The organism is Microbacterium sp. DMC48 (assembly GCF_056313825.1).
On record NZ_JBQUZN010000007.1, the window covers coordinates 1 to 23446 of the forward strand.

A 23446-nucleotide genomic window follows, 5' to 3' on the forward strand; every position below is an offset into this window, starting at 1 on the left:
CGCGACCGTAGTGCTGCTTGAGCACCGACGTGCGAAAGCCCAGTTCGAGGGCGGCCGCAGAGACGGTCTCCACCTCACCGGTCGCCTCATCGAGCAGTTCGACCTCCACCAGCGTCTCGACGATCTCCTGGCCGTACGCCCCGACGTTCTGGATGGGGGCCGCACCGGCCGATCCGGGGATGCCGCTCATCGCCTCGATCCCGGCTAGGCCTGCCGCGACGGTGTACTCGACGAGGTCGTCCCAGTTGTGCCCCGCTTCGACGCGCAGGCGGACGTGACCCTCCCGAGCACCCTCCACGCGCTCGATGCCGGAGGTCCGCATCAGCACGACGGTTCCGTCGAAGGGCTCGTCGCCGGCGAGCAGGTTGGAGCCGCCGCCGAGCACGAGCCACGGCTCACCCTGCGACCAGGCCTCTCGCAGCGCCGAGACGAGCTCGTCGCGGGTGCGGGCCTCGACCATCCGCAGGGGGGTGCCCCCGACGCGGAGCGTCGTCAGGTCGGCGAGCGGAATCGGCGTGATCTCGGCCATCAGGACTGGTGGCGCACGCGCACCTGCGCCTTGCCGAGCACGGTCGTGTCACCGAACGTCACGGTGAGGTCGATGCGCACTGCCTCGTCGTCGACCGTGCCGACCTTGGCGGAGACGAAGAGATCGGCTCCGTGTTCGGCATCCACGACGACGGGACGTGTGAAGCGCACGCCGTAGTCGACGATGCGTCCGGCGTCGCCGAGCCACTCCACGATGGTCTCGACGGCGAGGCCCATCGTCAGCATGCCGTGCGCGAGGACCCCGGGCAGACCGACGCGTTCGGCGACGTCGTCGCGATAGTGAATGGGGTTGAAGTCACCCGATGCGCCCGCGTAGCGCACCAGCGACTCGCGGGTCAAGTGCACGGTGCGCTCGGCGACGACGGTGCCGACCTCCAGGGCTGCGGATGTCATGAGACCTCGCCTCCGATGAGCAGGATGGATGTCGCGGTGACGACGTGGGCGCCGTCGGCGTCGGTGATCTCCGCCTCGCTGGTCACCATCGCTCCGGCGCCGAAGGGGCGGATGCCGGTGATGCTGAGCTGCGCGGTGAGCTCGTCTCCGGCGACGATCGGACGGCTGTAGTGGAAGCGCTGCTCGGCGTGCACGGTACGTTCCAGAGCGATGCCGGAGTCCTCGACGGCCAGCAGCTGCTGCATCGTGAGGTCTTGGACGACCATCGCGAAGGTGGGCGGTGCGACGACGTCGCGGTAGCCCAGCGCCTGAGCGGCGGCGGGGTCGACGTGCTGAGGGGCGTCGGCGAAGACGGCCCGCGCGAACTCGCGCACCTTTTCGCGGCCCACGAGATAGGAAGCGGTCGGCGGGAAGACGCGACCCACCAGCTCAGGATTCACTGACACCACTCGATCCTATCGACGGCGCTGCCCGCTCGTCCGCCCGCAGGGGCCGCATCAAACCCGCCGTGGCGACGATTCGGGACGGATGAACGCGTCAGCGCGCGCGACGAGCGCGGATGGCCCGCACCGCCATCTGCGCGGCGATGAAGGTGAGGAAGCAGGCGAAGAGGATGTTGGCGACCAGGGGCGACAGCAGCGTGGCAATCCAGGCACCGAGAGCCGTCGTGGTGCAGGCCGCGACGCCGACGAGCGCGGCGGCGACCAGGTCGACGTTGCGGCGCTTGACGTTGCCCACGGTGCCCGAGATGGCGGTCGGGATCATCATGAGCAGCGAGGTTCCCTTCGCGATGAGGTCGCTCGTACCGAAGAGGAAGATGAGCGCGGGAACGACGATGACCCCGCCGCCGACACCCAGCAAGCCCGCCATCACGCCCGTGAACAGCCCCAGCACCGCCAAGCCGATGCCGGATGCGACCGTGAGCTCGAGTGCGGCGTCGCGCGAGGGGACGACGATGAACAGCATCACGATCACGACGACGAGGAAGCCCACGAACCCCCAGCGCAGCGCGTTCTGCGGGATGCGTGCCAGCAGCCAGGAGCCGATCTGCGCGCCGACGACGGCGCCGGCGGCGAGAATGAGCGCCGGGATCCACGCGACGGACCCGTGAAGGGCGTAGGAGACGACACCGACGGATGCCGTGGGCACGATGGCCGCGAGCGACGTGCCCGCGGCCAGCCGCTGGTCGAAGCGCAGCAGGAGCACCAGCATCGGCACGATGACCGTGCCGCCGCCGACGCCGAACAGCCCCGACAGCAGTCCGGCAGCGAGCCCGACCCCGATGCAAGCCAGCACGAAGCGGATGTCGCGGCGCCGGGCGGGCGTCGCGGCTGCGGCCGCGCTCACGCGTCGGTCCCGGTGCCGACCTCGGCGGCAGGGTCGTCGGCGCCGGCGGCGGCCTGCTCGAACTGCGAGCGGTAGAGACGCCAGTAGGCGCCCTCCGCGGCGATCAACTCGTCGTGGCTGCCCTTCTCGACGATGTCGCCGTGCTCCATCACGAGGATGAGGTCGGCGTCGCGAATGGTCGACAGACGGTGGGCGATCACGAAGGACGTGCGTCCTTCGCGCAGCGCCGACATCGCGTGCTGCAGCAGCAGCTCGGTGCGGGTGTCGACCGAGCTCGTCGCCTCATCCAGGATGAGCACGCTCGGCTCGGCGACGAACGCACGCGCGATCGTGATGAGCTGCTTCTCCCCCGCCGAGACGTTGGCGGCGTCCTCGTCGAGCACGGTGTCGTATCCGTCGGGAAGGGAGTGGACGAAGCGGTCGACCCGGGTCGCGACGGCGGCTTCGACGATCTCGAGGTCGGAGGCCTGCTCGTTGCCGTACCGGATGTTCTCGCGGATCGTTCCGGCGAACAGCCACGGATCCTGGAGCACCATGCCGGTGCGCGAACGCACATCGTCGCGGGTGAGTTCGGAGATGTCCTGTCCGTCGAGCAGGATGCGGCCTCCGTCGAGCTCGTAGAAGCGCATCAGCAGGTTCACCAGCGTCGTCTTACCGGCTCCGGTCGGGCCGACGATCGCCACGGTCTGGCCCGGTTCGACGCGGAAGGACAGGTCGCGGATGAGGGGCTTGTGGGCGCTGTACGAGAACGCGACGTTCTGGAACTCGATCACGCCGCGTCCCTCGCGCAGGGCGGGCGCGTCGGCGGCATCGGGCTCCTGCTCGTCCTGGTCGAGGAGTTCGAAGACGCGCTCAGCCGAGGCCGTTCCGGACTGCACGACGGCGGCCATGCCGCCGAGCTCCGACAGCGGCTGGGTGAACTGCTGCGAGTACTGGATGAACGCCTGCACGTCACCGAGCCGCAGCTGGCCGGAGGCCACCATCAGGCCGCCGAGCACGGCGATGCCGACGTAGGAGAGGTTTCCGATGAACATCATCGCCGGCATCATCAGCCCGGAGAGGAACTGGGCTTTGAACGCGGCCTGGTAGAGCTCTTCGTTCTCCTGCTCGAACTTCTCCCGCGAATCCTTCTCACGGCCGTACACGCGCACGAGCGCGTGACCGGAGAACGACTCCTCGACGCGTGCGTTGAGCCGGCCGACCTTGCGCCACTGCGTGGCGAAGGCCTTCTGCGACTTCGGGCCGATGACTCCGAAGATGACGCCCATCAGCGGCAGCGCGATGAGGGCGACGATCGCGAGTTGCCACGAGATCGAGAACATCATGATGAGCACACCGACGACCGTCAGCACATTGGTGACCGCGGTGGACAGCGACTGCTGCATGGTCTGGGTGATGTTGTCGATGTCGTTCGTCACGCGCGAGATGAGCTCGCCGCGCTGCACCCGGTCGAAGTACGACAGCGGCAGACGGTTGATCTTCGCCTCGACCGACTCGCGGAGCCGCCACATGGTGCGCACCATGATCACGTTGATGACGTAGCCCTGCAGCCAGGTGAGCACGGCCGACACGACGTAGATGGCGAGTACGGCGACGAGCACCCACTTGAGACGCTCGAAGTCGACTCCGGCGCCGACCTGGAAGTCGTGCATCGCAGAGACGATGTTGGCGATGTCGTTCTGCCCGGCGGCGCGCAGGGCGTCGACGACCTGGGCCTGACTCGCGCCCGTGGGGAACTGGGCGGCGAGGGATGCCGAGACGACCCCCTCGAAGAGGATGTTGGTGGCTTCACCGAGAACCTTCGGCGCGATCACGGCGAGGACGACGCCGACCGCGCCGAGGACCGAGACGAACCCGAACGCCCACTTGTACGGGGCGAGCAGGCCGATCATCCGCACGAAGCTGCGACCGAAGTTGGCGGCCTTGCCGGGGGCGACGGAATCCCAGGATCCGGAGTTGAGCCGGGCCTGCTCGGCGAGCTCGAGTTCTTCGCGCTCCTCTTCGGAGAGGGCGGCGGTGTTCGGCGCGCTCATGCGTCGACTCCCAACTGCGATTCGACGATCTCTCGATACGTCTCGTTGCCGGCCAAGAGGTCATCATGCGTGCCGATGCCGACCATGCGACCGTCGTCGAGGACCACGATGACATCGGCATCCGCGATGGTCGAGATGCGCTGCGCGACGACGATCTTGGTCACGTCCGGAAGCGCGCGCCACAGGGCTTGGCGCAGTCGCGCGTCGGTGGTGACGTCGAGCGCCGAGAAGGAGTCGTCGAATACGAGCACATGCGGCCGGTGCACGATCGCGCGGGCGATCGACAGGCGCTGGCGTTGGCCACCCGAGACGTTGGTTCCGCCCTGCGCGATGCGCGCATCGAGTCCGCCGTCCATCTCCGATACGAAGTCACGGCCCTGCGCGATCTCGAGCGCGTCCCAGAGCTCGTCGTCGGTGGCGTCCTCACGACCGAATCGGAGGTTGCTGGCGACGGTACCGGTGAAGAGGAAGGCGCGCTGCGGGACGTAGCCGATGCCCCGCCACATCTCGTCGAGGTCGGCCTCGCGCACGTCGACGCCGCCGACCCGCACGGTTCCGCCGGTGACATCGAACAGTCGGGGAATGAGAGAGACGAGCGTCGTCTTGCCCGAACCGGTCGACCCCACGATGGCGACGGTCTGTCCGGGGGCGGCGCGGAACGAGATGTTCTCGAGGACGGGTGCTTCGGCACCCGGGTAGCTGAAGGTGACATCGTCGAATTCGACGGCGCCGAGGTCGGGAAACGCCGTGACCGGTCGCGCCGGGCGGTGCAGCGCGTCGGTCGAGTCGAGCACCTCTCCGATGCGATCTGCGGAGACGGCGGCGCGCGGGATCATGATCGTCATGAACGTCGCCATGAGCACGCCCATGAGGATCTGACCGACGTACTGCATGAAGGCGAAGAGGGTGCCGATCTGCACGTCGCCGGCATCCACCTGGATGCCGCCGAACCAGATGACGCCGACGACGGTGAGATTGAGCACCAGCATCGCCAGCGGGAACATGAGCACGAACAGCGAGCCGACCTTGCGTCCGACCACCATGATGTCGGTGTTCGCGACACGGAACCGGGCCTCTTCGATGCGTTCACGCACGAACGCGCGGACGACGCGCACACCGGTGAGCTGCTCGCGCATGACGCGGTTGACGCCGTCGAGCTTGCCCTGATACTCGCGGAACAACGGCACCATGCGACTGATGATGAAACCGGCGATCACCAGCAGCGTCGGCACGGCCACGGCGATGAGCCAGCTGAGCGCGGCATCCTGCTGGACAGCCATGATGACGCCGCCGATGGCCAGCAGCGGCGCCGTGACCAGCATCGTGGCGCCCATCATCGCGAGCATCTGCACCTGCTGGACGTCGTTGGTGTTGCGCGTGATGAGCGTTCCCGCACCGAACGACGACACTTCGCGCTCGGAGAAGCCGCTCACCTTGTCGTAGACGTCGCGGCGGATGTCGCGCCCGGCGCTCATCGCCGCGCGCGCCGCGAAGAACGTCGCGATCACCGAGGCGACGATCTGGCCCAGCGCGATGAGCAGCATGAAACCGCCCCGCGACCAGATGTATCCGGTGTCGCCCGCCGCGACACCTTTGTCGATGATGTCGGCGTTCAGGCGCGGCAGGTAGAGGGAAGCCATCGCCGAGGCGAACTGGAAGACGAGCACGCCCAGCAGCCACCACTTGTACGTCCAGAGATAACGGACGAGGAGTTTTCCGAGCATGAGGAGCTCCGTCTACGGGCCGGGTGGGAACGGTTCATGCTATCGCCGGGCTCGGACATGCACTCGTCGCGTGCTGCGAACCGCGCCTCGGAGTCCGCCGGTCACACCGTCGCGGAAGGCTCCCCGTCAGCGTGTGTGAGTGCGGGCGCGGAGCCGCGCAGCACCTGGTCGACGACACGTCCGCAGTACTCCTCGGCATCCGCGGTCTCGCTTGCGACCTCGGGCGCCATCGCCATCAAGCTGCTGACGAGCACGGATCCCGTGATCGTGTGCAGCAGAAGGTCCGCGTTGCAGTCGGATGCCAAGTCGCCTCTGCCGCTCAGAGCTCATTCGCAAGACGAAGGTCCCCTCCTCCGACTGCATGAGGCGCAGGATCGACATCGCGATCTCGATGAGCTGGCGGCGGATGTCCGTGGACGGTGCCGTCATCGGCTCGAGGACGTGAGATCGGATCACATCCGCCATCAAGTCGTCGGACGATGCCCATCGGCGATACAAAGCGACGAGCCGCCTCGGCGTCTCACCGAGGCGCAGCGCGATCAGTACGTCCAGGAGATGGGCGCGTACCTGCGACTCGTCGGCGCCGACAGCCCCGCGCCTCCGCGAGCATCCACAACGCCCGCTCACGCATCTGCGGAGAGTACTTCCTGTTCGTCGTCTACCGTCGTTCCTGCAAGGAAGGAACGAGGATCAGGCCGGTGACCGTTCAACCGCAAGGCTGTTGGGATGATTCACCTTGAGAATGAACCCAAGGACGATCATCGCTGGCTTGAGAGAAGTCGAACAGCGCTCGCTCGACTTGTTGCCCATTGCGATATGCGAACACAACGATGATGCTTCGCGGACCAATGACGTCACGGAGATACTCATCGCTCGTCATTCCGGGCTTCTTGTCACCCATGAGCAGGAGATCACCCGTTTCGGCCCGGATCGTTCCGTCCACCCTCCAGACCTCACGCCAACGACTCCCCGAGCTTTGCTCGATGTCCGCACCCAGCTCGTCGGCAACAAGCGGCTCGCAGAACGCTAGGGAGACACCTTGTGCCGAGATCTTTGCGGACCAGTTCGGCGGATCGGGAACCGGATCACAAGCAACGATCGCTGCGGCGACGCCAAGTGTAAGAACGATCCCCAGGAACACCGGGAGCGGTCGTCGCGAGACCCTGTCAACACTGGTTCGCATGGTTGGTCCCCTCGAGTCCCGCCATCTGCTCCATAGGGTTCGAGCATGCCGCGCCACCGCCTACCAGCCATGCAACCTGAAAGACGCCTGCGCCCATCGTCCATTGCCAAGTGTAATTCCACTCGTGTTGCAGCGACGACGGATTCTTGGTGAAACGATCGAGCGCATCCGCCGAAATCATGACGCTGCCAATTGTGATGGCAGCATCGTTCGGTGAACCCAGCGAGAACCTCCGCACGCATAGGTCGCATCGCCCACATCTGCACAGGCTGCGTCCGTGACAGCGGGGAAGATGCTCCCAGCCATACGCGGCACGAAGTTCCGAACGTCGTTGTTGAGGCTGCCGCCTTCGACGCGTTCGACACTGAGGAACCGACCGGACCCCGACACGCTTGCGAGGATCGCGGACTGGCGCGCGCTCCGACTCGGCCGAACGTCAGGCGTATCGACCGAATTCTCGGACGAGGGCAGAGCTAACCTCTCTGAGAAGTAGAGCCAACACACCACTGCTCGAACACATCCGCGTTCCTGCCGCCGCCTCTGGTGTACGTGCAGAAACTGGTTGGCCTCACGGTGAGAATCCGAGAGCCTCAACCCCTCCTGCTGAACAGATACGACGCCTCCTACGACGACGCCCCGGGCCACCTCGCGCCACAGTCGCCAAGCGTGGGCCCCTGATCGTCCTCGACCATCTGCCGATACGGCGGCCTTCAGGCCCCTCTATTCGTGCGTCCGATCTGCTCCGCCCTCGTTGGGAAGTCGCGCGTTGAGCGCAGCGACGAGTGCCGTGCAGGTTCGCCGACTGCTTAAGGTCGCGGGGAACGGAATCGTAGAGCCGCGGAGGCGAATGACGATGATCATACGCATCCCGAAATTAAGCCACGATTCCGTGCCCGCCCCCCGATTCCAGAGCCCCGAGTACGGCACGTCATGGAAAGTCAGCACGTCGATAAACGCAAATCTCCGAGTGCTGAAATATGACCTCACAAAAACCGCCTCGGCGTCCGTCCATATCTTTGGTCGAAACGAGAAACCGACCAGCACGACACCTAATGCGAACGACGTGATGAATGCTGCAATCACTCCGGAGGCTACCCATCCCACAAGGCCAGCAAGGCTGAACAGCACCAGAAATATCGAACTCAGCAAACGCGGCAGTAGCCCGACCTTGCCCAGCGCGTGAGAAGTTGGGTCCACGTCTTCAGAACGCAACACGATATCCACGCACCCCACGATAAGCGGGCGCGATAGTCGGGCTCGACGCTGCAAGGGTTGCGCGTATCGGGGCCGCCCCAGCGGAGCCCCGACATGTTTCCTACAGTACAGAGCCGCCCGCACGCCACCACACAAGGCTGCTACTGAACCGGGCATGAAGCCACAGGCGAGGGACCTAGTCTGCGCGACCGCGCTCTGCAACGACCAACGAAAAAGTGACGGAGAAATCTCCGACGCTTCGTCTGCCGAACAAGCAAATCCCTTATCTCAAGGCCACTTGTTCGAGTAACACTCTCGGTAGCGGGAGCGGGGCTTGAACCCGCGACCTCACGATTATGAGTCGTGCGCTCTCACCAACTGAGCTACCCCGCCGCGCCGCACCCACACGGCGAGATGTGGATGCTGCGAGCCCCGAGTCAGGATTGAACTGACGACCCCTTCCTTACCATGGAAGTGCTCTGCCACTGAGCTATCGGGGCGTGCTGCCCCTCGCGGGGCAACCAGAAAAGAATATCAGAGCCGGAGCGTCCGACAGAATCGGATCAGCCGACGGTGTGACCGGGCTTGGTGTGCTCGGCCAGCCACGGCATCGGGTCGATGCGGGTGGTGCCCCCCAGCAGAACCTCGAGGTGCAGATGGGGCCCGGTCGCCTTGCCGGTCTGCCCGACGCGCCCGATGACCTGCCCGGCCGTGACCCTGTCGCCGACCTTGACCTGCAGCGAGCCGTACTGCATGTGGCCGTAGCGGGTGGAGACGAGCTGGCCGTCGATGATGTGGTCGATCAGTACGGTCACGCCGTAGTCCCCGCCGGACTCGGTCGCGATGCGCACGGTGCCCGCGGCGACGGCGTGGATCTCCGCACCCTCGCCCGGGGTCAGGTCGACTCCGTTGTGGGGCGTGGCGAACTCCGACATATAGGCGATGGAACCGAATGCCGCGGAGATCGGCACACCGACGGGGAACGGGTATTGGATGGGCGACGACGGGTCGTTCACCCACGTGTTCGCGAACAGGCGCACGCCGGACTCCGCGGCGAGTTCCGACATCGACGTCACGTTGTAGCTCTCGGGGCGATCGAGTGCCGTCGGAGCATCCGTTCCCGAAGCCACGAACGCCTGGATCTGACCGGCATCCGAGCTCTTCGTCAACTTCTGACTGGCGGTGACGGCGGTGGGCTGCGCAGCGGTGTTCGACGATTCGGATGCCGAAGCGATCGCGGCCGCCGGCGTGGTCGTGCCCACGGCGAGCAGTCCGACGACCGCCATGACTCCCACGGAGAACGACGCCGCAGCGACGCGCTTGGCGATCGCCGCACCTCGCGGGCGGCGGCGGCCGGCGACGTGGACGACAGCCTCAGCGGCGGCAACCGGCTGGGCCGGCTCGGCGGACACGCTGGAGGGCTGCTGCACCGGCGTCTCGCCCGTGAACGAGAACAGCCGCGCGGCGAACTCGAACTCGTCGAGGGCGCACGGCTCGGATGCCGCGACGAACGCGGAATCGTTCGGCAGCTGGTCGGCAACGGGAGCGGGCACGGCATCCGTGGCCTGCTCGACGGCGACGGGCGACGCGGGCGCGGCGTGGGGCGTGACGTCGAGCGCCGACGCGTCCTCGGTGGCCACCGACTCGAACACGGCCCGCGCAGCGCGGCGCAGACGCCGGCGCGAGGCCTCGTCGGGCTGTGCTCCGACGGCGGTCTCGGCGACGATCGCCGCGGCGACGTCGGCGACGACCGACTCGGCGAGGGAAGGCTCAGCGGGGGAAGGCTCGGCGAGGGAAGGCTCAGCGGGCGCGGACTCGACGGGCGCCACGGGCTGCGCCGCCTCGGCGACGACGGCGGGAGCGCCGAGGGGAACAGTCTCCGCCGGCTCCGCCGCGGCAGCCTGAGCCGCCAGGCGCCGGTACTCGGCGCGGGTCAGTGCACCCGGCCCGGTCGGCGCTGCGGCCGGCTCGGGTCGTCGGCTGGCTCGCCGCAAGGGCGTGGCATCGGCCGCGGGGGTGTCGGGGGTCAAATCACACAGGCTCTCGTCGGGCCGCACGGAAAGGGGGGTTCCGCACGACGACGTACTACGGGCTTCGGATCGCTTCGCCGTTCGGGCCGGCAAAGATAACGATCGGGTAAACACTACATCGTGGTCGCTGGGAATGCCATGGACACACGGTCCACGTTCCTATCAAACCGTGGACGCCTCACATCTCCAGAAGCTCGCACATCTGCGTGAACAGCTCCGGGCCGGCCGCGATCGTCATCTCCGCCCCCGGCGCATCACCGGGACGTCCGCCGACGACGCCGCCCGCCTCCGTGACCAGCAGGGCTCCCGCCGCGTGATCCCACGGCTTGAGCCCGCGCTCGAAGTACCCGTCCAGCCGCCCGGCGGCGACGTACGCCAGATCGAGGGAGGCGGCGCCGGCGCGACGCAGGTCGCGGGCGAGCACCATCATCCGGCGCACGCGTGCCAGGTCGCCGTCGTGGGTGGTGGGGTCGTATCCGAAGCCGGTCGCGAGCAGGGCCCCGGCATCCGTCACCGTTGATACGCGCAGAGGCTGATCGCCGAGCCAGGCGCCCCCGCCACGGTGCGCGTGGAAGAGCTCGTCGACGGCGGGGCTGTAGACGGCCGCCGCCTGCGCGACCCACGTCTCGGGCCGCGCCTCGCCGGTCACCGCGGCGATGCTGACGGCGTACTGCGGAATGCCGTAGGCGTAGTTGACGGTGCCGTCGATGGGGTCGACCACCCAGGTGACACCGCTCGTGCCGGGCTGCGGATCGGACTCCTCACCGAGGAAGCCATCGTCGGGGCGGGCCGCGGCCAGCCGGTCGCGGATGAGCTGCTCGACCTCGCGGTCGGCCTCGGTCACGATGTCGGCGAGGGTCGACTTCGTCGCCGCCACCGCGACGCCCTCAGCCCGCCGACGCCGCGCGAGCGCGCCCGCCTCCTCTGCGATGTCGACGGCGATCTTCTCCCACTGCGCGGCATCCACCATGCCTCCACGCTACGCGCACTACCGTGGCCTCATGAGCGCGCACTACGACGTCGTGATCGTCGGCGGTGGCCACAATGCCCTCACCGCCGCCGCTTACCTGGCCCAGGCACGCAAGCGCGTCGTCGTGCTCGAACGGCAGGACCGTGTCGGCGGCGCGGCGGTGTCGGAGCAGCCCTGGGCGGGCGTCGACGCGCGCCTGTCGCGCTACTCGTACCTCGTGAGTCTGCTTCCCCGCACGATCATCGACGACCTCGATCTGCGGCTCGACCTCCGGCGGCGCCGTTACTCGTCGTACACCCCCGACCCCGCCGACCCCTCCCGCGGCATCCTCGTCGACAATGCGGATGCCGCGGCCACCACCGCGAGCTTCATCCGCACGACCGGTGACCTGCGCGAGGCGGAGCGCTTCGAGACGTTCACCGACCGTCTCCTCCCCCTCGCCGCGACGGTCTTCCCCTCGGTCACGGCACCCCTGCGCCGCGCCAGCGAGATGCGGGCGGATATGGCGGACACGGCGCTCTGGGATGCGCTGACCGCACGGCCTCTGGGTGACCTGCTGCGCGAGGGGCTGGGCACCGACATCGCGCGCGGCATCGCCCTCACCGACGGTCTCATCGGCACGTTCTCCTGGGCCGACGATCCCTCACTGCGCCAGAACCGCTGTTTCCTCTACCACGTGATCGGCGGCGGCACCGGCGACTGGGATGTTCCGGTGGGCGGCATGGGCCGGGTGAGCGCCGCACTCGAGAACGCGGCCCGTCGGGCGGGTGCCGAGGTTCGCGTCAACGCGACGGTGACCGCGATCGACCCCAGCGGAACCGTGACGCTGAGGACGGGCGAGCAGATCACCGCGCGTCTCGTGCTGAGCGGCGTCGGCCCGAGCGTGCTCGATCGCCTGATCTCGGCGGCGCCCGCGCCCGACGCGGACACGGCCCCGGAGGGCGCACAGCTCAAGGTCAATATGCTGCTGTCACGGCTGCCGCGGCTGCGCGACACGACGGTGTCACCCGAAGCGGCGTTCGCCGGGACGTTCCACGTCAACGAGACGATGACCCAGCTCGACGACGCGTACGCGGCCGCGGTGGCCGGCGGCATCCCGCAGCCTCTTCCCGCCGAGATCTACTGCCACTCCCTCACCGATCCGTCGATTCTCGGACCGGCTCTGCAGCAGTCGGGCGCGCAGACGCTCACCCTGTTCGGACTGCAGGTTCCACACCGATTGGCTGCCGGTGTCACGAGCGCCGACTACCGGTCGACGCTCGTGGATGCCGCGACCCGCTCGCTCGATGCGGTTCTAGCCGAACCACTCGCCGACTGCCTGTTCATCGCGCCCGACGGCTCGCCGTGCATCGAAGCACGGACCACGACCGACCTGGAGGGGTCGCTCGGCATGACAGCCGGCGACATCTTCCACGGGCCGCTGTCGTGGCCGTGGGCGGGCGACGACGAGCCGCTCGAATCGGCCGCCGAGCGTTGGGGCGTGGCGACGGCACACGAACGGGTACTGCTGTGCGGGTCGGGCGCGCGTCGCGGCGGCGCCGTCAGCGGGATCGGCGGCCACAACGCCGCTATGGCGGCGCTGGAGCTTCTCGACTGACGCTCAGCTGTGCGGCGGCAGCGGCGGGGCGGGCGGGTAACCGTCGTGTCCGTGCGGGGCCGGAGCCGCCGGCGCGCTCGGCGCGTCGGTGAACCAGAAGCGCGCTCCGGCCGAGGGCTGACCCGTGTAGTACGCATTCCAGTCCGGCGAGCCGTCGGGAAACACCGGCAGCGGGGTGACGCCGTCGGCGAAGGTGGGCCACGGCACGGATGCCGCCGGGGCGGGGGTCGGAGTCGGTGCGGCCGGCCGTACGGGAGCGGCGGCGGGCTGCGCGTGCGCGGCGGGCGCGGCAGCAGGCGCCGCGGGCGGTGCTGCCGAAAGCGGAGCCGAACCGTAGGGCGCCGCGCCGTAAGGGGCCGAACCGTAGGGAGCCGCTGTGTAGGGTGCCGCGCCGTAAGGGGCCGCGATGTGCGGACGCGGACGCTTCGGCGCGAACAGCGCATTCACGAGCGGCAGGAGCGCGGTGCCGACGGCGGACAGGATCGCGAGGGCAACGACCACGCGCCAGTAGAGAGGACGGTAGGTGACGAACTCATCGGTCATCAGCGGCAGCACGAGCATGACCATGAGGATGACGACGAGCCCGATGGTCACGTAGGTGACGATCGAGGTGAAGGTCGTCTGGTGCCGCTGGAACGCTTTGAGGAAGAGGCGTGCGTGCAGGAGAGCCCCCTGGATGATGAGCGCGATGACGATGAACTTGAACACGCGCTCGGCGCCGGCGCCGAAGTAGCCACTGGTCGGCATCCAGATGAGGAACGCTCCCACCAGCAGGATGAGCACCCAAGAGATCATGCTCGTCAGCGCGAGCCAGGTGGGCCGGTTCTGCGCCATGTTCGACTCGGCGATCGAGACGCCGGCGAAGCCGGCCAGCAGGAGGATCGTCAGGAACGCCTTACCCACGATGCCGTTCGAGTCGCCGATCAGTACCCACACCACGCACACGAGGGCGGCGGCGATCAGGGCGCCGATCGCGACCCAGATCGTCGCTCGCAGGATCTTGTTCGACTGCGGTGAACTCGTCGGTTCGGTCATGTCTCTCCCCTTCGTCGGGCATCCAGCCGTGCACCCATCCTGTCACGCGGGTGCGACGGCGCGAGAGGTCTCGCTCCGCACGCGGGAAAGCGAAAGGCCCCGCGCGTGCGGGGCCTCTCGGTGTGTGGCGAGTGAGGGATTCGAACCCCCGAAGTCGAAGACGGCTGATTTACAGTCAGATCCCTTTGGCCGCTTGGGTAACTCGCCAAGTGCGCACCCGCCCGGCTTTTGCAGTCGACCGGAGGCGCGATCAACTATCTTACCCGGCCGCACGCGTTCCGAAAAACCACGGGCCGCATCGCGCGCGTCAGAGCGGGGCCACGACCCGCTCCACGAAGGCCTCCACGCGGTGGCGCGTCCCGTCGATACGGCGATCGACGCTGGCACGCACTTCGCTCGGCGCGAGCGGTGCCGCGAGGCGGACGTTCTCGTGACAGCCCAGATCTGCGCAGATGTAGGTGCCGACGCTGTCGCCGCGCTGCCCGGCATCCCCCGCCCGTCGCGCGGTGAACAGCGCCACCTGGTTGCCGGGCTGCATCGTGTGGCAGAGGTTGCACATCGCGGCGCGCGGACGGGACCCGGATGCCGCGCGCAGCACGATCCCGGTGGGCACACCGTCGCGCTCGACGATCATGTAGCCCCGACCTCGGAAGTCCGGATCGGACCACGCGAGGAAATCGAGGTGATCCCAGTCGGCGAGCACGAGGGAGAGCGGAACCCCCACGCGGTCCAGCTCGTCGGGTGTCGCGTTGACGAGGGCGGCGCGCACCTGGTTCTCCGTGAGCGGCTGCATCCGTCCAGTCTACGAACCGGTCCGCCGCGCCGGGCCGGTCAGCCCGTGTACGCGTCGTTGGCCCGCGTGAGGGCGCGCTCGATCTCCTCAGCGGGTCGGCATCCCGCGATCGCGAAGCACAGCAGCTGCAGAGGGTAGGTCGCCGCCGTGACACGTGCGCGGTGGGTGACTTCGGGCGGCACGATCTGCGCCACGAGATCCCACCCGTGCCACGTCGCGAGCGCCGCCACATCTTTCGCCTCGTCGTCGGCGGCAGCGAGATCCCAGTCGATCAGACCCGAGACGGTGGAGGCGACGCCACCGGTCCACAGCACGTTGCTGCCGGCCAGGTCGCCATGCGTCAGCACGTCGCCCTGCGGCGCGAGCCCGACGAACGCCTCGGCCGCGCGGCGAGCGCGCTCACGGGCCGTCGGAGCGAGCATCGTGACGGCCTCGCCGGTCATGAGACGCAGACCCTCCTCGCCGCCGAAGAAGGTGTGTCGATGGGCCAGGTGCCTTCGCAGCGGGGCGAGGTCGGACTCGCGAAGGGCGTCGAGGAGGCGTCGAAGCTCGACGGGGTCGCCGCTGCCGCTCGGATGCGGCTCGCCGTCGACGCGCTCCTGCGCGATCGCGACCACGCCACCCGCGGCACGGTCATCGATCGCCGGGCCCGCGGAGCGCGGCACCGCGAAAGGCAGTGCCGGCAACGCGTCGACGAGCCGCTGGGCCCGGAGGGCCTCGGATGCCGCATCCGCGCTGCGCGCCACTCGCACCGCCACGCGCCCCGCGAGCACGACGAGGTTCGCCGAACCGTGCTCCACACGCCGCCAGCCACCGCGCGGCCCCCGCTCCCCTGCGGCGCCCAGCGCGCGGGCGACGGCGTCGTCGACGACCTCATCGGCGGGAGCGACGAAGCCGGTGTACACGGTTCGTCCCTACGGGCTCGCGAGCGCGCGCGATTAGACTGCCACGCATGGCTGACTCCTCTTTCGACATCGTCTCCAAGATCGACCGCCAGGAAGCGGACAACGCGCTCAACCAGGCCCGCAAGGAGGTCGAGCAGCGCTACGACTTCAAGGGGACCGACGCGTCGATCGACTGGAGCGGCGAGGCGATCCTCATCAAGGCCAACAGCGAAGAGCGAGCGAAGGCGGTGCTCGACGTGTTCCAGTCGAAGCTGATCAAGCGCGGCATCTCGCTGAAGTCGCTCGAGTCGGGTGAGCCGCAGGCCTCGGGCAAGGAGTACCGCATCACGTCGACGCTCAAAGAGGGGATCTCCTCCGAGAACGCGAAGAAGATCACCAAGCTCATCCGCGACGAAGGCCCCAAGTCGGTCAAGGCGCAGATCCAGGGCGACGAGCTGCGCGTGCAGTCGAAGTCGCGCGACGACCTGCAGGAGGTTCAGCGCATGCTCAAGGCCGCCGACCTCGACGTCGACCTCCAGTTCGTCAACTACCGGTAAGGCACGCGGGCGGGCGGCACTCACCGGATTCATCACCGCTTCGCATAGATTCCGGGGATGATCGCGCCCCATCGTCGGCCGCCCCTCGTCGCCGCTGCGACGGCCTCCGCCGCAGCGGCCTTGTTGTGCCTTGCGGGCTGCAGCACACCCGCAGCATCCGCGGCGCCCGCGGCATCCACCCCGACCGCAGCAGCCACCCCGACCGCGACGCCCTCGTCGACACCGACACCCACTCCGGCGCCGACGCCGACGCCCACGCCAGCCGTGTGGACGGTCCATACGACGCCCTCACCGGATGCGAACTGCACGGGGCCCGGCCGCGAAGCGGCACGTGACGGCGTGCTGCACGTGTACGTCAGCATCGCGGCGCAGCACCTCTGGGAGTGCTCGGGCGAGAATCTGCTGATGGACTCGGCGGTGACCACCGGCGCCTCCGGTTTCGACCCGGAATACGCGACGCCGACCGGAACGTTCGCGATCAGTCGCATGACCCGCGACACCGAGCTGGTCGGCCACGACCGCCACGGCTCGTGGGACGACCACGTCGCGTACTGGATGCCCTTCGACGACGGCGACGTCGGCTTCCACGACGCCTCGTGGCAGACCTTCCCCTTCGGCACCGACGGCTACCTGCAGAACGGCTCGCACGGCTGCGTCCACATGCCCACCGACGCGATCGCGCACCTCTACAAGGATGTCGAGGTCGGCACGCGCGTCACGGTGCGCTGACCCGCGGCGCCAGCCGCTCAGCCGCGACCGAGACCGGGCACCAGCACCGGGGTGCGCTTCTTGTACTCCTGATAGGCCGGCTCGTCACCCCAGCGCGCGTCGGCGCGCTTCTCCAGCATCGGGATGCCGCTCACCCGCGTCAGCAGAAGGATCACGAACAGCGGCGAGATCACGGTGACCCACTGCCAGCCCACGGCCGCCGGCAGCGCGACGATCGCGACGCCGACCCAGACGAGGATCTCGCCGAAGTAGTTCGGATGCCGCGACCACGCCCAGACGCCCGAATCGATGAAGCGCCCCTTGTTGGCGGCATCCTTGCGGAACGCCGCCTTCTGCCCGTCGGCGATGACCTCGATGACCAGGCCCACGAGCCACACCACGGCACCGATGACGATCCAGACGTCGAGCCCACCCGCGGTGGTAGCGGTGATGCCGACCCACGCGGCCGACGACGTGACGGCGACCCACAGGCCCTGGATGATCCAGACCCGCAGGAACGCCAATGGGTTGATCTTGATGTCATCGAAGCGGCCGTCCGCGCCCTGCGCGTGCACCCGCACGTACAGGAATACGGACAGCCGCACTCCCCACACGACGATCATGACGGCCAGCACCCACGCCCGCACCGAGGCCGGCGCGACGGCCGCGAGCAAGACGATCGCGACCAGTGCGAACGTCAGGCCTCCCGTGAGATCGAAGAACTTCTCGGTACGCAGTAGCGCCGCCGGAATGTAGGCGACGACCTGGATCGCGAATGCCGCGACGACCGCGAGCGCGAACAGCGGGATGCCGCCCCACGATGCGCCGGCGCTTCCGCCGGCGACGGCGAGCGCTGCGCCGATGCCGAGCGCGACGAGGATGGTGACGAGGATGGCGCCCGGGCGCTGTGACATGAGGGTTCTCCGGTTGAGGGGCGTAGAAGGGCGGGTCAGAGGTAGAGGGCGTCGATGGTGCCCGACTCGCGATCGAGCAGCTGACGACGCCGGATCTTCAGCGTCGGCGTCACGATCTCGCGATCCTCGGCATCCGCGAAGACGAGCGCGAACCGTCGCACCTGCTCGCTGCGCGAGACCAGCGCGTTGGCTTCGTCGACGGCCCGCTGCACCTCTGCGCGGAGGTCGGGGTCATCCAGCGCCACGGCGCTGCCGCGTGCGGCCGTGACCGCATCCTGGTCGAGCACGATGAGTGCGGTCAGATACGGCCGCCCCTCCCCCACGGTCACCGCCGAGGAGATGACGGGGTGCTCTTCGATCGCCGCTTCCCACCGCGCGGGGGCGACGGTCTTGCCACCCGACGTCGTCACGACGTCCTTGACGCGCCCCTCCAGCACGAGACGGCCGCGCTCGTCGAGCCTGCCGAGATCACCGGTGCGGAAGAAGCCGTCGACGAAGGCGTCACGGTCGTCGTCCGCGTTGCGATAGCCGGCGAACACACCGACGCCCTTCGCGAGCACCTCGCCGTCATCGGCGATGCGCACGGTCGAGCCGGGAAGCGGCACCCCGACGGTGCCCGAGCGGATGCGACCGGGAAGGTTGCCGGTGAGAGGCGCGGTCGTCTCGGTCAGCCCGTACCCCTCGATCACCGGAACACCCATGCCGCGAAAAAGCAAAGACAGCCGCGACGGCAACGTCGCGCCGCCCGAGAGCACGTAGCCGATGCGCCCGCCCATGAGGCCGCGGATGCGACGGTAGAAGAGGGCGTCGAACACGCGGCGACGCAGCTCCAGGCTCCACGACGACGCGGGCCGCTCGCCGTCGTCGATCTGCTCCTCACGCCGTGCGAGCTCTGTGGCGGTGCGAACCGCGGCATCCCAGACCCGCCCGAGGTGCTTGTCGGCGGCCTTCGCCGCGGCCGCCGCGGCGATCTTCTCGAGAATGCGGGGCACGACCACGAGGAAGGTCGGGCGCAGCTCCGCGAGCGAGGCGACGACTTCCGACGGCTCCGAGAGATGAGCGATGCGCATGCCGCTGGCGAGACAGATCAGCTGCAGCCCCCGGGCCAGCACGTGCGCCAGGGGAAGGAAGATCACCGTGCTGCCGTCCGCCCGCACGATGTCGGAGTATGCAGCGGCGATGTTGAGCACCTGCCCGAGGAAGTTCTCGTGACTGAGCACGACGCCCTTGGGCGTGCCGCTCGTGCCCGAGGTGTAGACGATCGTTGCGGGCGAGGTGGGGCCGGCATCCGTGCGGGCACGCTCGAGCACGGCGTCGTCGACGAGGCCGCCGCGAGCGGCGAGGTCGGCCAGGCCACGTGTCAGGGAGAGGACGGTCGGTACCCCGGCCGCCGTCAACGCGGACCGGGAGCGCTCGTCACCGAAGAAGGCGACGCGCACGCCGGCGTCGGCGACGATCGCCGCGACCTGGCTCGGCGCGGAGGAGTCGTACACGGGCACGACGACGCCTCCCGCGAACCAGACGGCCAGGTCGGCGACGGCCCACTCGTAGCGCGTCGGGGCCATGATCGCCACGGCGTCGCCGGGTCGCAGGCCGTCGGCCAGCAGCCCCTTGGCGACCGCGCGCACTTCGGCGGCAAAGGCCGCTGTGGTCACCGGCCGCCACCGTTCTCCTTCGCGCACGTCGAAGGCGACGTGGTCGGGAGCCTCGTCGACCCGACGCGTCAGCAGGTCGGTGACATTGCGGTACGCCGACAGGTCGGCAAGCGGCGCAGTCGAGACTTCTCTCACGGACGGAGCTCTCCTTCGGAATGGGCGTAGCTGCCTCTTGTTCGGAGCCGCGGCCCGATCGGATCGGGTGTCCGCTCCAAAATCCTGCCACGTTCGTGCCCGGCGCCCGGATGGGTTGCCGAAGCGCCCGCCGACACGGTATGGAGGCTCTCGCCGCGTGGGCGACCGGATACGCTCGCAGAGTGAGCTCCTCCGCTGTCATGCCGCGGCTCCCGGCGCGCGCCGTCACCACACGGGGAGGCCGATGACCATGCCGCACGACGACGGGCTCGAGGACTTCGCCGACCTGATGGCCTCGGCCCCCAGCGGCGCGTCGCACGTGTCGTTGTCCGCCGAGGATGCCGAGCGCCTGCGCCTGCGCCGGCGTCGGCGCCGCCGTGGCTGGCTGATCGCCGCAGGTGTCGTGCTCGCGATCGTCGCCGGCGCCGGCGGCTACACGGCGTGGGCTCTGTCGGCGCCGTTGCCGGCGCTCGAGACGACGACACGCGTTCCGACCGTGGCGCCGGGCGCCCCGGCAGCGCTGGCGATGCCCTCCGGACGGGCCGCCGCGATCTCGGTGGTCGGCGCCGCGGGCGATCTGGGGGCGGCGGGACTGCACGCGGTGAGCGGTGACGACCAGCCCCGACCGATCGCGAGCATCAGCAAGCTGATCACCGCGCTCGTCGTGCTCGACGCTCATCCGCTGCAGAGCACCGACGACCCCGGTCCGACGATCACGTTCGACAAGGCCGACCACGACCTGTACGACCAGTACTACGTGCTCGGCGCGACGGTGGCCGCCATGCCGACCGGCAGCTCCATGTCGCTGCGCGACGCCCTGACCACCATGCTGCTGCCGTCGGCGAGCAACTACGCCGACGCGGTGGCGATGTGGGCCTTTGGCTCCCGTTCGGGCTACGTCTCCGCCACGCGCACGTGGCTCCAGGCTCACCAGCTGAACGGAACGACGATCGTCGAGCCCACCGGCATCGATGAGCGCAACACGAGCGCGCCGAGTGATCTGCTCGCCGTCGGACAGCTCGCCGCGGCCAACCCCGCTCTCGCCCGGATCACGTCGATGCCGTCGGCCACCGTCCCGACGGTCGGAGAGGTGGACAACACCAACGATCTGCTCGGCAGCGACGGTGTGACCGGCCTGAAGACGGGCAACCTCGGCGCCGGGACGTTCGCACTGCTCTACACCGCGACGAGCAACCCCGGACTGGGCGAACCGCTGAAGATCGTCGGCGTCTCGCTCGATGGGCAGTCGCGGGAGCAGGTGGATGCCGATGTCACCACCGCGCTGCGCAGCGTCGCCGCCGGCGTGCACCTGGTGCCGGTCGCGAAAGCGGGAACACCGGTCGGCACGGTGACGAGCCCCTGGGGCGGGGAGGCGCAGTTGGTGCTGTCGCGCGACGAGAGCCTGCTCACGTGGTCCGATACGCCGATCACCGCATCGATCACGCTGACGATTGCGCCGACCGGCCAGGACGGCCAGCAGATCGGCATCGCGACGTGGACCTCCGGCGGCCGCAGTGCCAGCGTCGCGGTGGCCGTGCGCGGAACGATCGCCCCTCCCGACGACTGGTGGAAGCTGACCCACCCCTCGCTGCTCGGCGGCCCGGCACCGTCGCCGTCGCCGTCGCCGAGCGTGAGCCCGTCCCCGACTCCCACCCCCGGCGGCTGAGCGGCGCGGATCATCCCAGCGCGCCCGAGACGAGCCAGCGGCGCAGTACGCCGTACGCGGCATCCCTCGGCTCCGGCGCCGACAGGAACACGTCGTGGATCGCGCCGTCGATGTGCGCGACGGTCACGAGAGGACTGATCCGCGTCGCCGCACGGGCGATGTCGGCGACCACCAGCACGCTGTCGGTGGAGGTCATCTCCGGCGCCCACTGCAGCGGCGTCGTCGACGCGGCGGAGAGCAGCGTGAGCACCGGGGCGTCGATCGTCAGGCCGCCGGCGACCGCGGCATGACCACGCATCACGGCGGCGAGCCAGCCCGGATGGGTGGGAAAGCCCCGCTCGGGACGCCAGCCTTCGGGACTGTCGGGCAGGGTCCCCAGTTCGCTCTGCGCGCGCGTGTAGAAGCCGAGATCGACGACCGGGTGCGCGCCGAGAGGGTCGAAGCGTGCCCGCATCGCGATGATCGGGGCGATGGCCTGACGCCCGATCGCACCCGTCTGCAGCTCCAGCCACGGACTGTTGAGCACGACGGCGGAGGCCGCGCCGCGATGCCGTGCCGCCCAGAGGCTCAGGGTGAGTCCTCCCGTCGAGTGCCCCAGCAGCACGAGCCGCCGGCCGCGATCGTGCGTGCCCATCGCGGCGAGGGCGGCGGCGATGTCGGGATCGTAGTCGTCGAGCGTCGTGACGTATCCCGGGATCTGCCCCGGGCGCAGGCTCCGGCCGTATCCGTGCAGGTCCAGGGCGTAGAACCGGGCACCGAGGCCCGTCCAGAAGCGCGCCAGCTCCGTCTGGAAGAAGTAGTCCGACCACCCGTGCACGTACAGCACGTCCACACCGTTCAACGGTCGCAGCCACGGCATCCGCGGGAGGGAGCGCACGAGGGTGGCGGGATCGGCGTCCGCGCCGAGCTCGAGCGTGAGCTGTTCGAAGCCCGGCCCGAGGATGTCTGCGACCCACTCGCCCACCATCTCGCCAGCCTATCCGCGGCCCCTCTGTGCGGGGCGACGGGGATAGCGGAGGAGATTTCCGTTCGGGAGGACGGATGCCGCGGCAGCGACCTCCCGACGCGACATCTCCTCCCGGGCGGTTCAGCGCGCGAGGTGGAGTCCCTGGGCGACCGCACGCATGAGCACGTCCTGCACCTGCTCCCACTGATGGATCACGTGTCGAGAGCCGACGCGGATCACGTGATACCCGAGCAGCATGAGGGCGGCATCGTGCGCGTTGTCGGCATCGCGCTGCGCTCCGACATGGTGGCCGCCGTCGATCTGCAGGACGAGCCGCTCGCCGATGAGCAGGTCGACGCGGTGGCCGGCGATCCAGATCTGGCGCCGCAGCGACAGACGCATCCACCGCAACCGGGGCACGACGATCGTCTCCAATCCCGAGTCGGACCAGACCTCCGCCGCCGCGAGCACACGGCGCGCACAGGCCGGAAGGCGAAGCCGTGCCAGCGCCGGGGCGCTGACCTCTTCCTTCCGCAGAGCCGACTCCCACACCGCCAACGCGACCTCGAACGGTTGGCACGCGGCGACCGCAGCGAGCACGTTCTCGGGAGCATCGACCAGTGCATCCGGATGCCGCGGCACCACCGGCCGCGCCCAGTGCACGACCGCGGTGGCCGTCGGCGCCCTCCCGGCGTGAGCGTGAGCGGCGACGTGAACGCGCGCGTCGTCGTCGTGCACCCACCAGCCGCGCCGGCGCGCCTGCGTCACGCACGAGATCACCACGCCCGACCGTGCCGCCGCGGTCAGGTGCGGGTCGGCATCCGGTACGGCCAGCCAGCCGCGAGCCACGCACACCAGCTCCCGCCGCGCCACCGCGCGGTCGAGCGCACCGCGCCCGTATCCGGCTCGAGCGATCCGATCGCTGCGGACCACGCCTCCGCGTGCACGGGCCCACGTCGCGGCATCCATGTGCGACATCGTGACCCGAGCCACATCCGGCGACCCCGCCCGCCGCAGTATCCGTGCACAACCTGTCACCTCGCCCCGCTGGGGAGGAGTCGACGCAGGCCCACCCGTGCGCGCCAGCGGAGGAGATTTCCGTTCGGGAGGACGGATGCCGCGACAGCGACCTC

Annotated in this window: 23 protein-coding genes and 3 tRNA genes; 4 read left to right on the plus strand and 22 right to left on the minus strand. The window is 69.1% G+C overall.

From position 1 onward, the window contains the following. The 13 genes from ACT53O_RS14465 to ACT53O_RS14525 all read right to left on the minus strand — a co-directional run. Positions 1-529 (minus strand): FAD-binding protein (locus tag ACT53O_RS14465; protein ID WP_476153181.1); only part of this gene is annotated, 529 nt, incomplete at its 3' end. Then, positions 529-942 carry a MaoC/PaaZ C-terminal domain-containing protein gene (locus tag ACT53O_RS14470; protein ID WP_476153183.1) on the minus strand — a complete coding sequence of 138 codons (414 nt, stop codon included), beginning with the start codon at positions 940-942 and terminating at the stop codon, positions 529-531. The genes ACT53O_RS14465 and ACT53O_RS14470, both read right to left, overlap by 1 nt. Further along, on the minus strand, positions 939-1388 hold the full coding sequence (locus ACT53O_RS14475; RefSeq protein ID WP_112930795.1) for a MaoC family dehydratase N-terminal domain-containing protein: 450 nt from the start codon (positions 1386-1388) through the stop codon (positions 939-941). Before ACT53O_RS14475 ends, ACT53O_RS14470 begins: the two co-directional genes overlap by 4 nt. Before the next feature lie 91 nt (positions 1389-1479). After that, positions 1480-2289, minus strand: coding sequence for a sulfite exporter TauE/SafE family protein (locus ACT53O_RS14480; protein ID WP_295775609.1), 810 nt, complete (start codon positions 2287-2289; stop codon positions 1480-1482). Beyond that, positions 2286-4322, minus strand: coding sequence for an ABC transporter ATP-binding protein (locus tag ACT53O_RS14485; protein ID WP_476153186.1), 2037 nt, complete (start codon positions 4320-4322; stop codon positions 2286-2288). The genes ACT53O_RS14480 and ACT53O_RS14485 overlap by 4 nt, the downstream gene beginning before the upstream one ends. Beyond that, the gene (locus ACT53O_RS14490; RefSeq protein WP_476153187.1) at positions 4319-6046 is read right to left on the minus strand and encodes an ABC transporter ATP-binding protein; all 1728 of its coding nucleotides are present in this window, start codon (positions 6044-6046) and stop codon (positions 4319-4321) included. The genes ACT53O_RS14485 and ACT53O_RS14490 overlap by 4 nt, the downstream gene beginning before the upstream one ends. 101 nt (positions 6047-6147) lie before the next feature. After that, positions 6148-6351 (minus strand): hypothetical protein, encoded by a 204-nt coding sequence (locus ACT53O_RS14495; protein WP_476153189.1) that lies wholly within the window; start codon positions 6349-6351, stop codon positions 6148-6150. 401 nt (positions 6352-6752) lie between these two features. Next, positions 6753-7229: a hypothetical protein gene (locus ACT53O_RS14500; protein WP_476153191.1), complete on the minus strand. Its 477-nt coding sequence runs from the start codon at positions 7227-7229 to the stop codon at positions 6753-6755. Between the two features lie 720 nt (positions 7230-7949). Beyond that, positions 7950-8453: a hypothetical protein gene (locus ACT53O_RS14505; RefSeq protein WP_476153193.1), complete on the minus strand. Its 504-nt coding sequence runs from the start codon at positions 8451-8453 to the stop codon at positions 7950-7952. A gap of 289 nt (positions 8454-8742) precedes the next feature. Next, positions 8743-8816 (minus strand) — tRNA-Met (locus ACT53O_RS14510). Between the two features lie 35 nt (positions 8817-8851). After that, positions 8852-8923, minus strand: a tRNA-Thr gene (locus tag ACT53O_RS14515). Positions 8924-8986: 63 nt separating this feature from the next. Continuing rightward, positions 8987-10453 (minus strand): M23 family metallopeptidase, encoded by a 1467-nt coding sequence (locus ACT53O_RS14520; protein ID WP_476153195.1) that lies wholly within the window; start codon positions 10451-10453, stop codon positions 8987-8989. Between the two features lie 178 nt (positions 10454-10631). Continuing rightward, positions 10632-11423, minus strand: coding sequence for an inositol monophosphatase family protein (locus ACT53O_RS14525; RefSeq protein WP_476153197.1), 792 nt, complete (start codon positions 11421-11423; stop codon positions 10632-10634). Between the two features lie 31 nt (positions 11424-11454). Between ACT53O_RS14525 and ACT53O_RS14530 the strand changes: the two genes are divergently transcribed. Next, the gene (locus ACT53O_RS14530) at positions 11455-13020 is read left to right on the plus strand and encodes a phytoene desaturase family protein (protein WP_476153199.1); all 1566 of its coding nucleotides are present in this window, start codon (positions 11455-11457) and stop codon (positions 13018-13020) included. A gap of 3 nt (positions 13021-13023) precedes the next feature. Here the strand turns inward: ACT53O_RS14530 and ACT53O_RS14535 are convergent, their stop codons facing one another. The 4 genes from ACT53O_RS14535 to ACT53O_RS14550 all read right to left on the minus strand — a co-directional run bounded on the left by ACT53O_RS14535 (position 13024) and on the right by ACT53O_RS14550 (position 15753). Next, positions 13024-14055 carry a hypothetical protein gene (locus ACT53O_RS14535; RefSeq protein ID WP_476153201.1) on the minus strand — a complete coding sequence of 344 codons (1032 nt, stop codon included), beginning with the start codon at positions 14053-14055 and terminating at the stop codon, positions 13024-13026. A gap of 125 nt (positions 14056-14180) precedes the next feature. Then, positions 14181-14262, minus strand: a tRNA-Tyr gene (locus ACT53O_RS14540). Between the two features lie 100 nt (positions 14263-14362). Then, positions 14363-14848, minus strand: a complete 486-nt coding sequence (locus tag ACT53O_RS14545) for an FBP domain-containing protein (protein ID WP_294978487.1) — start codon at positions 14846-14848, stop codon at positions 14363-14365. Between the two features lie 38 nt (positions 14849-14886). Beyond that, positions 14887-15753: a phosphotransferase family protein gene (locus ACT53O_RS14550; RefSeq protein WP_476153203.1), complete on the minus strand. Its 867-nt coding sequence runs from the start codon at positions 15751-15753 to the stop codon at positions 14887-14889. 47 nt (positions 15754-15800) lie between these two features. Here ACT53O_RS14550 and ACT53O_RS14555 point away from each other — a divergent pair, with 47 nt between their 5' ends. Next, a complete protein-coding gene (locus ACT53O_RS14555; RefSeq protein WP_005049876.1) occupies positions 15801-16289 on the plus strand; it encodes a YajQ family cyclic di-GMP-binding protein in 489 nt (162 codons plus the stop codon). Positions 16290-16321: 32 nt separating this feature from the next. Here the strand turns inward: ACT53O_RS14555 and ACT53O_RS14560 are convergent, their stop codons facing one another. Continuing rightward, on the minus strand, positions 16322-16597 hold the full coding sequence (locus tag ACT53O_RS14560) for a hypothetical protein (RefSeq protein WP_476153205.1): 276 nt from the start codon (positions 16595-16597) through the stop codon (positions 16322-16324). A gap of 31 nt (positions 16598-16628) precedes the next feature. Between ACT53O_RS14560 and ACT53O_RS14565 the strand changes: the two genes are divergently transcribed. After that, a complete protein-coding gene (locus tag ACT53O_RS14565; protein WP_476153207.1) occupies positions 16629-17018 on the plus strand; it encodes a L,D-transpeptidase in 390 nt (129 codons plus the stop codon). A 17-nt stretch (positions 17019-17035) separates the two neighbouring features. On the opposite strand, the gene ACT53O_RS14570 is transcribed toward ACT53O_RS14565, so the two are convergent. Both ACT53O_RS14570 and ACT53O_RS14575 read right to left on the minus strand, forming a co-directional pair. Next, positions 17036-17911 (minus strand): DUF1295 domain-containing protein, encoded by an 876-nt coding sequence (locus ACT53O_RS14570; protein ID WP_476153209.1) that lies wholly within the window; start codon positions 17909-17911, stop codon positions 17036-17038. A gap of 35 nt (positions 17912-17946) precedes the next feature. Then, positions 17947-19701, minus strand: coding sequence for an AMP-dependent synthetase/ligase (locus tag ACT53O_RS14575; RefSeq protein WP_476153211.1), 1755 nt, complete (start codon positions 19699-19701; stop codon positions 17947-17949). A 244-nt stretch (positions 19702-19945) separates the two neighbouring features. Here ACT53O_RS14575 and ACT53O_RS14580 point away from each other — a divergent pair, with 244 nt between their 5' ends. Then, the gene (locus tag ACT53O_RS14580; RefSeq protein WP_476153213.1) at positions 19946-21367 is read left to right on the plus strand and encodes a D-alanyl-D-alanine carboxypeptidase family protein; all 1422 of its coding nucleotides are present in this window, start codon (positions 19946-19948) and stop codon (positions 21365-21367) included. Between the two features lie 10 nt (positions 21368-21377). On the opposite strand, the gene ACT53O_RS14585 is transcribed toward ACT53O_RS14580, so the two are convergent. Together ACT53O_RS14585 and ACT53O_RS14590 are read right to left on the minus strand one after the other, a co-directional pair. Further along, complete coding sequence (locus ACT53O_RS14585; RefSeq protein ID WP_476153215.1) at positions 21378-22334, minus strand: alpha/beta hydrolase; 957 nt, start codon at positions 22332-22334, stop codon at positions 21378-21380. Positions 22335-22454: 120 nt separating this feature from the next. Next, on the minus strand, positions 22455-23282 hold the full coding sequence (locus ACT53O_RS14590) for an endonuclease domain-containing protein (RefSeq protein ID WP_476153216.1): 828 nt from the start codon (positions 23280-23282) through the stop codon (positions 22455-22457). Positions 23283-23446 lie beyond the last annotated feature (164 nt).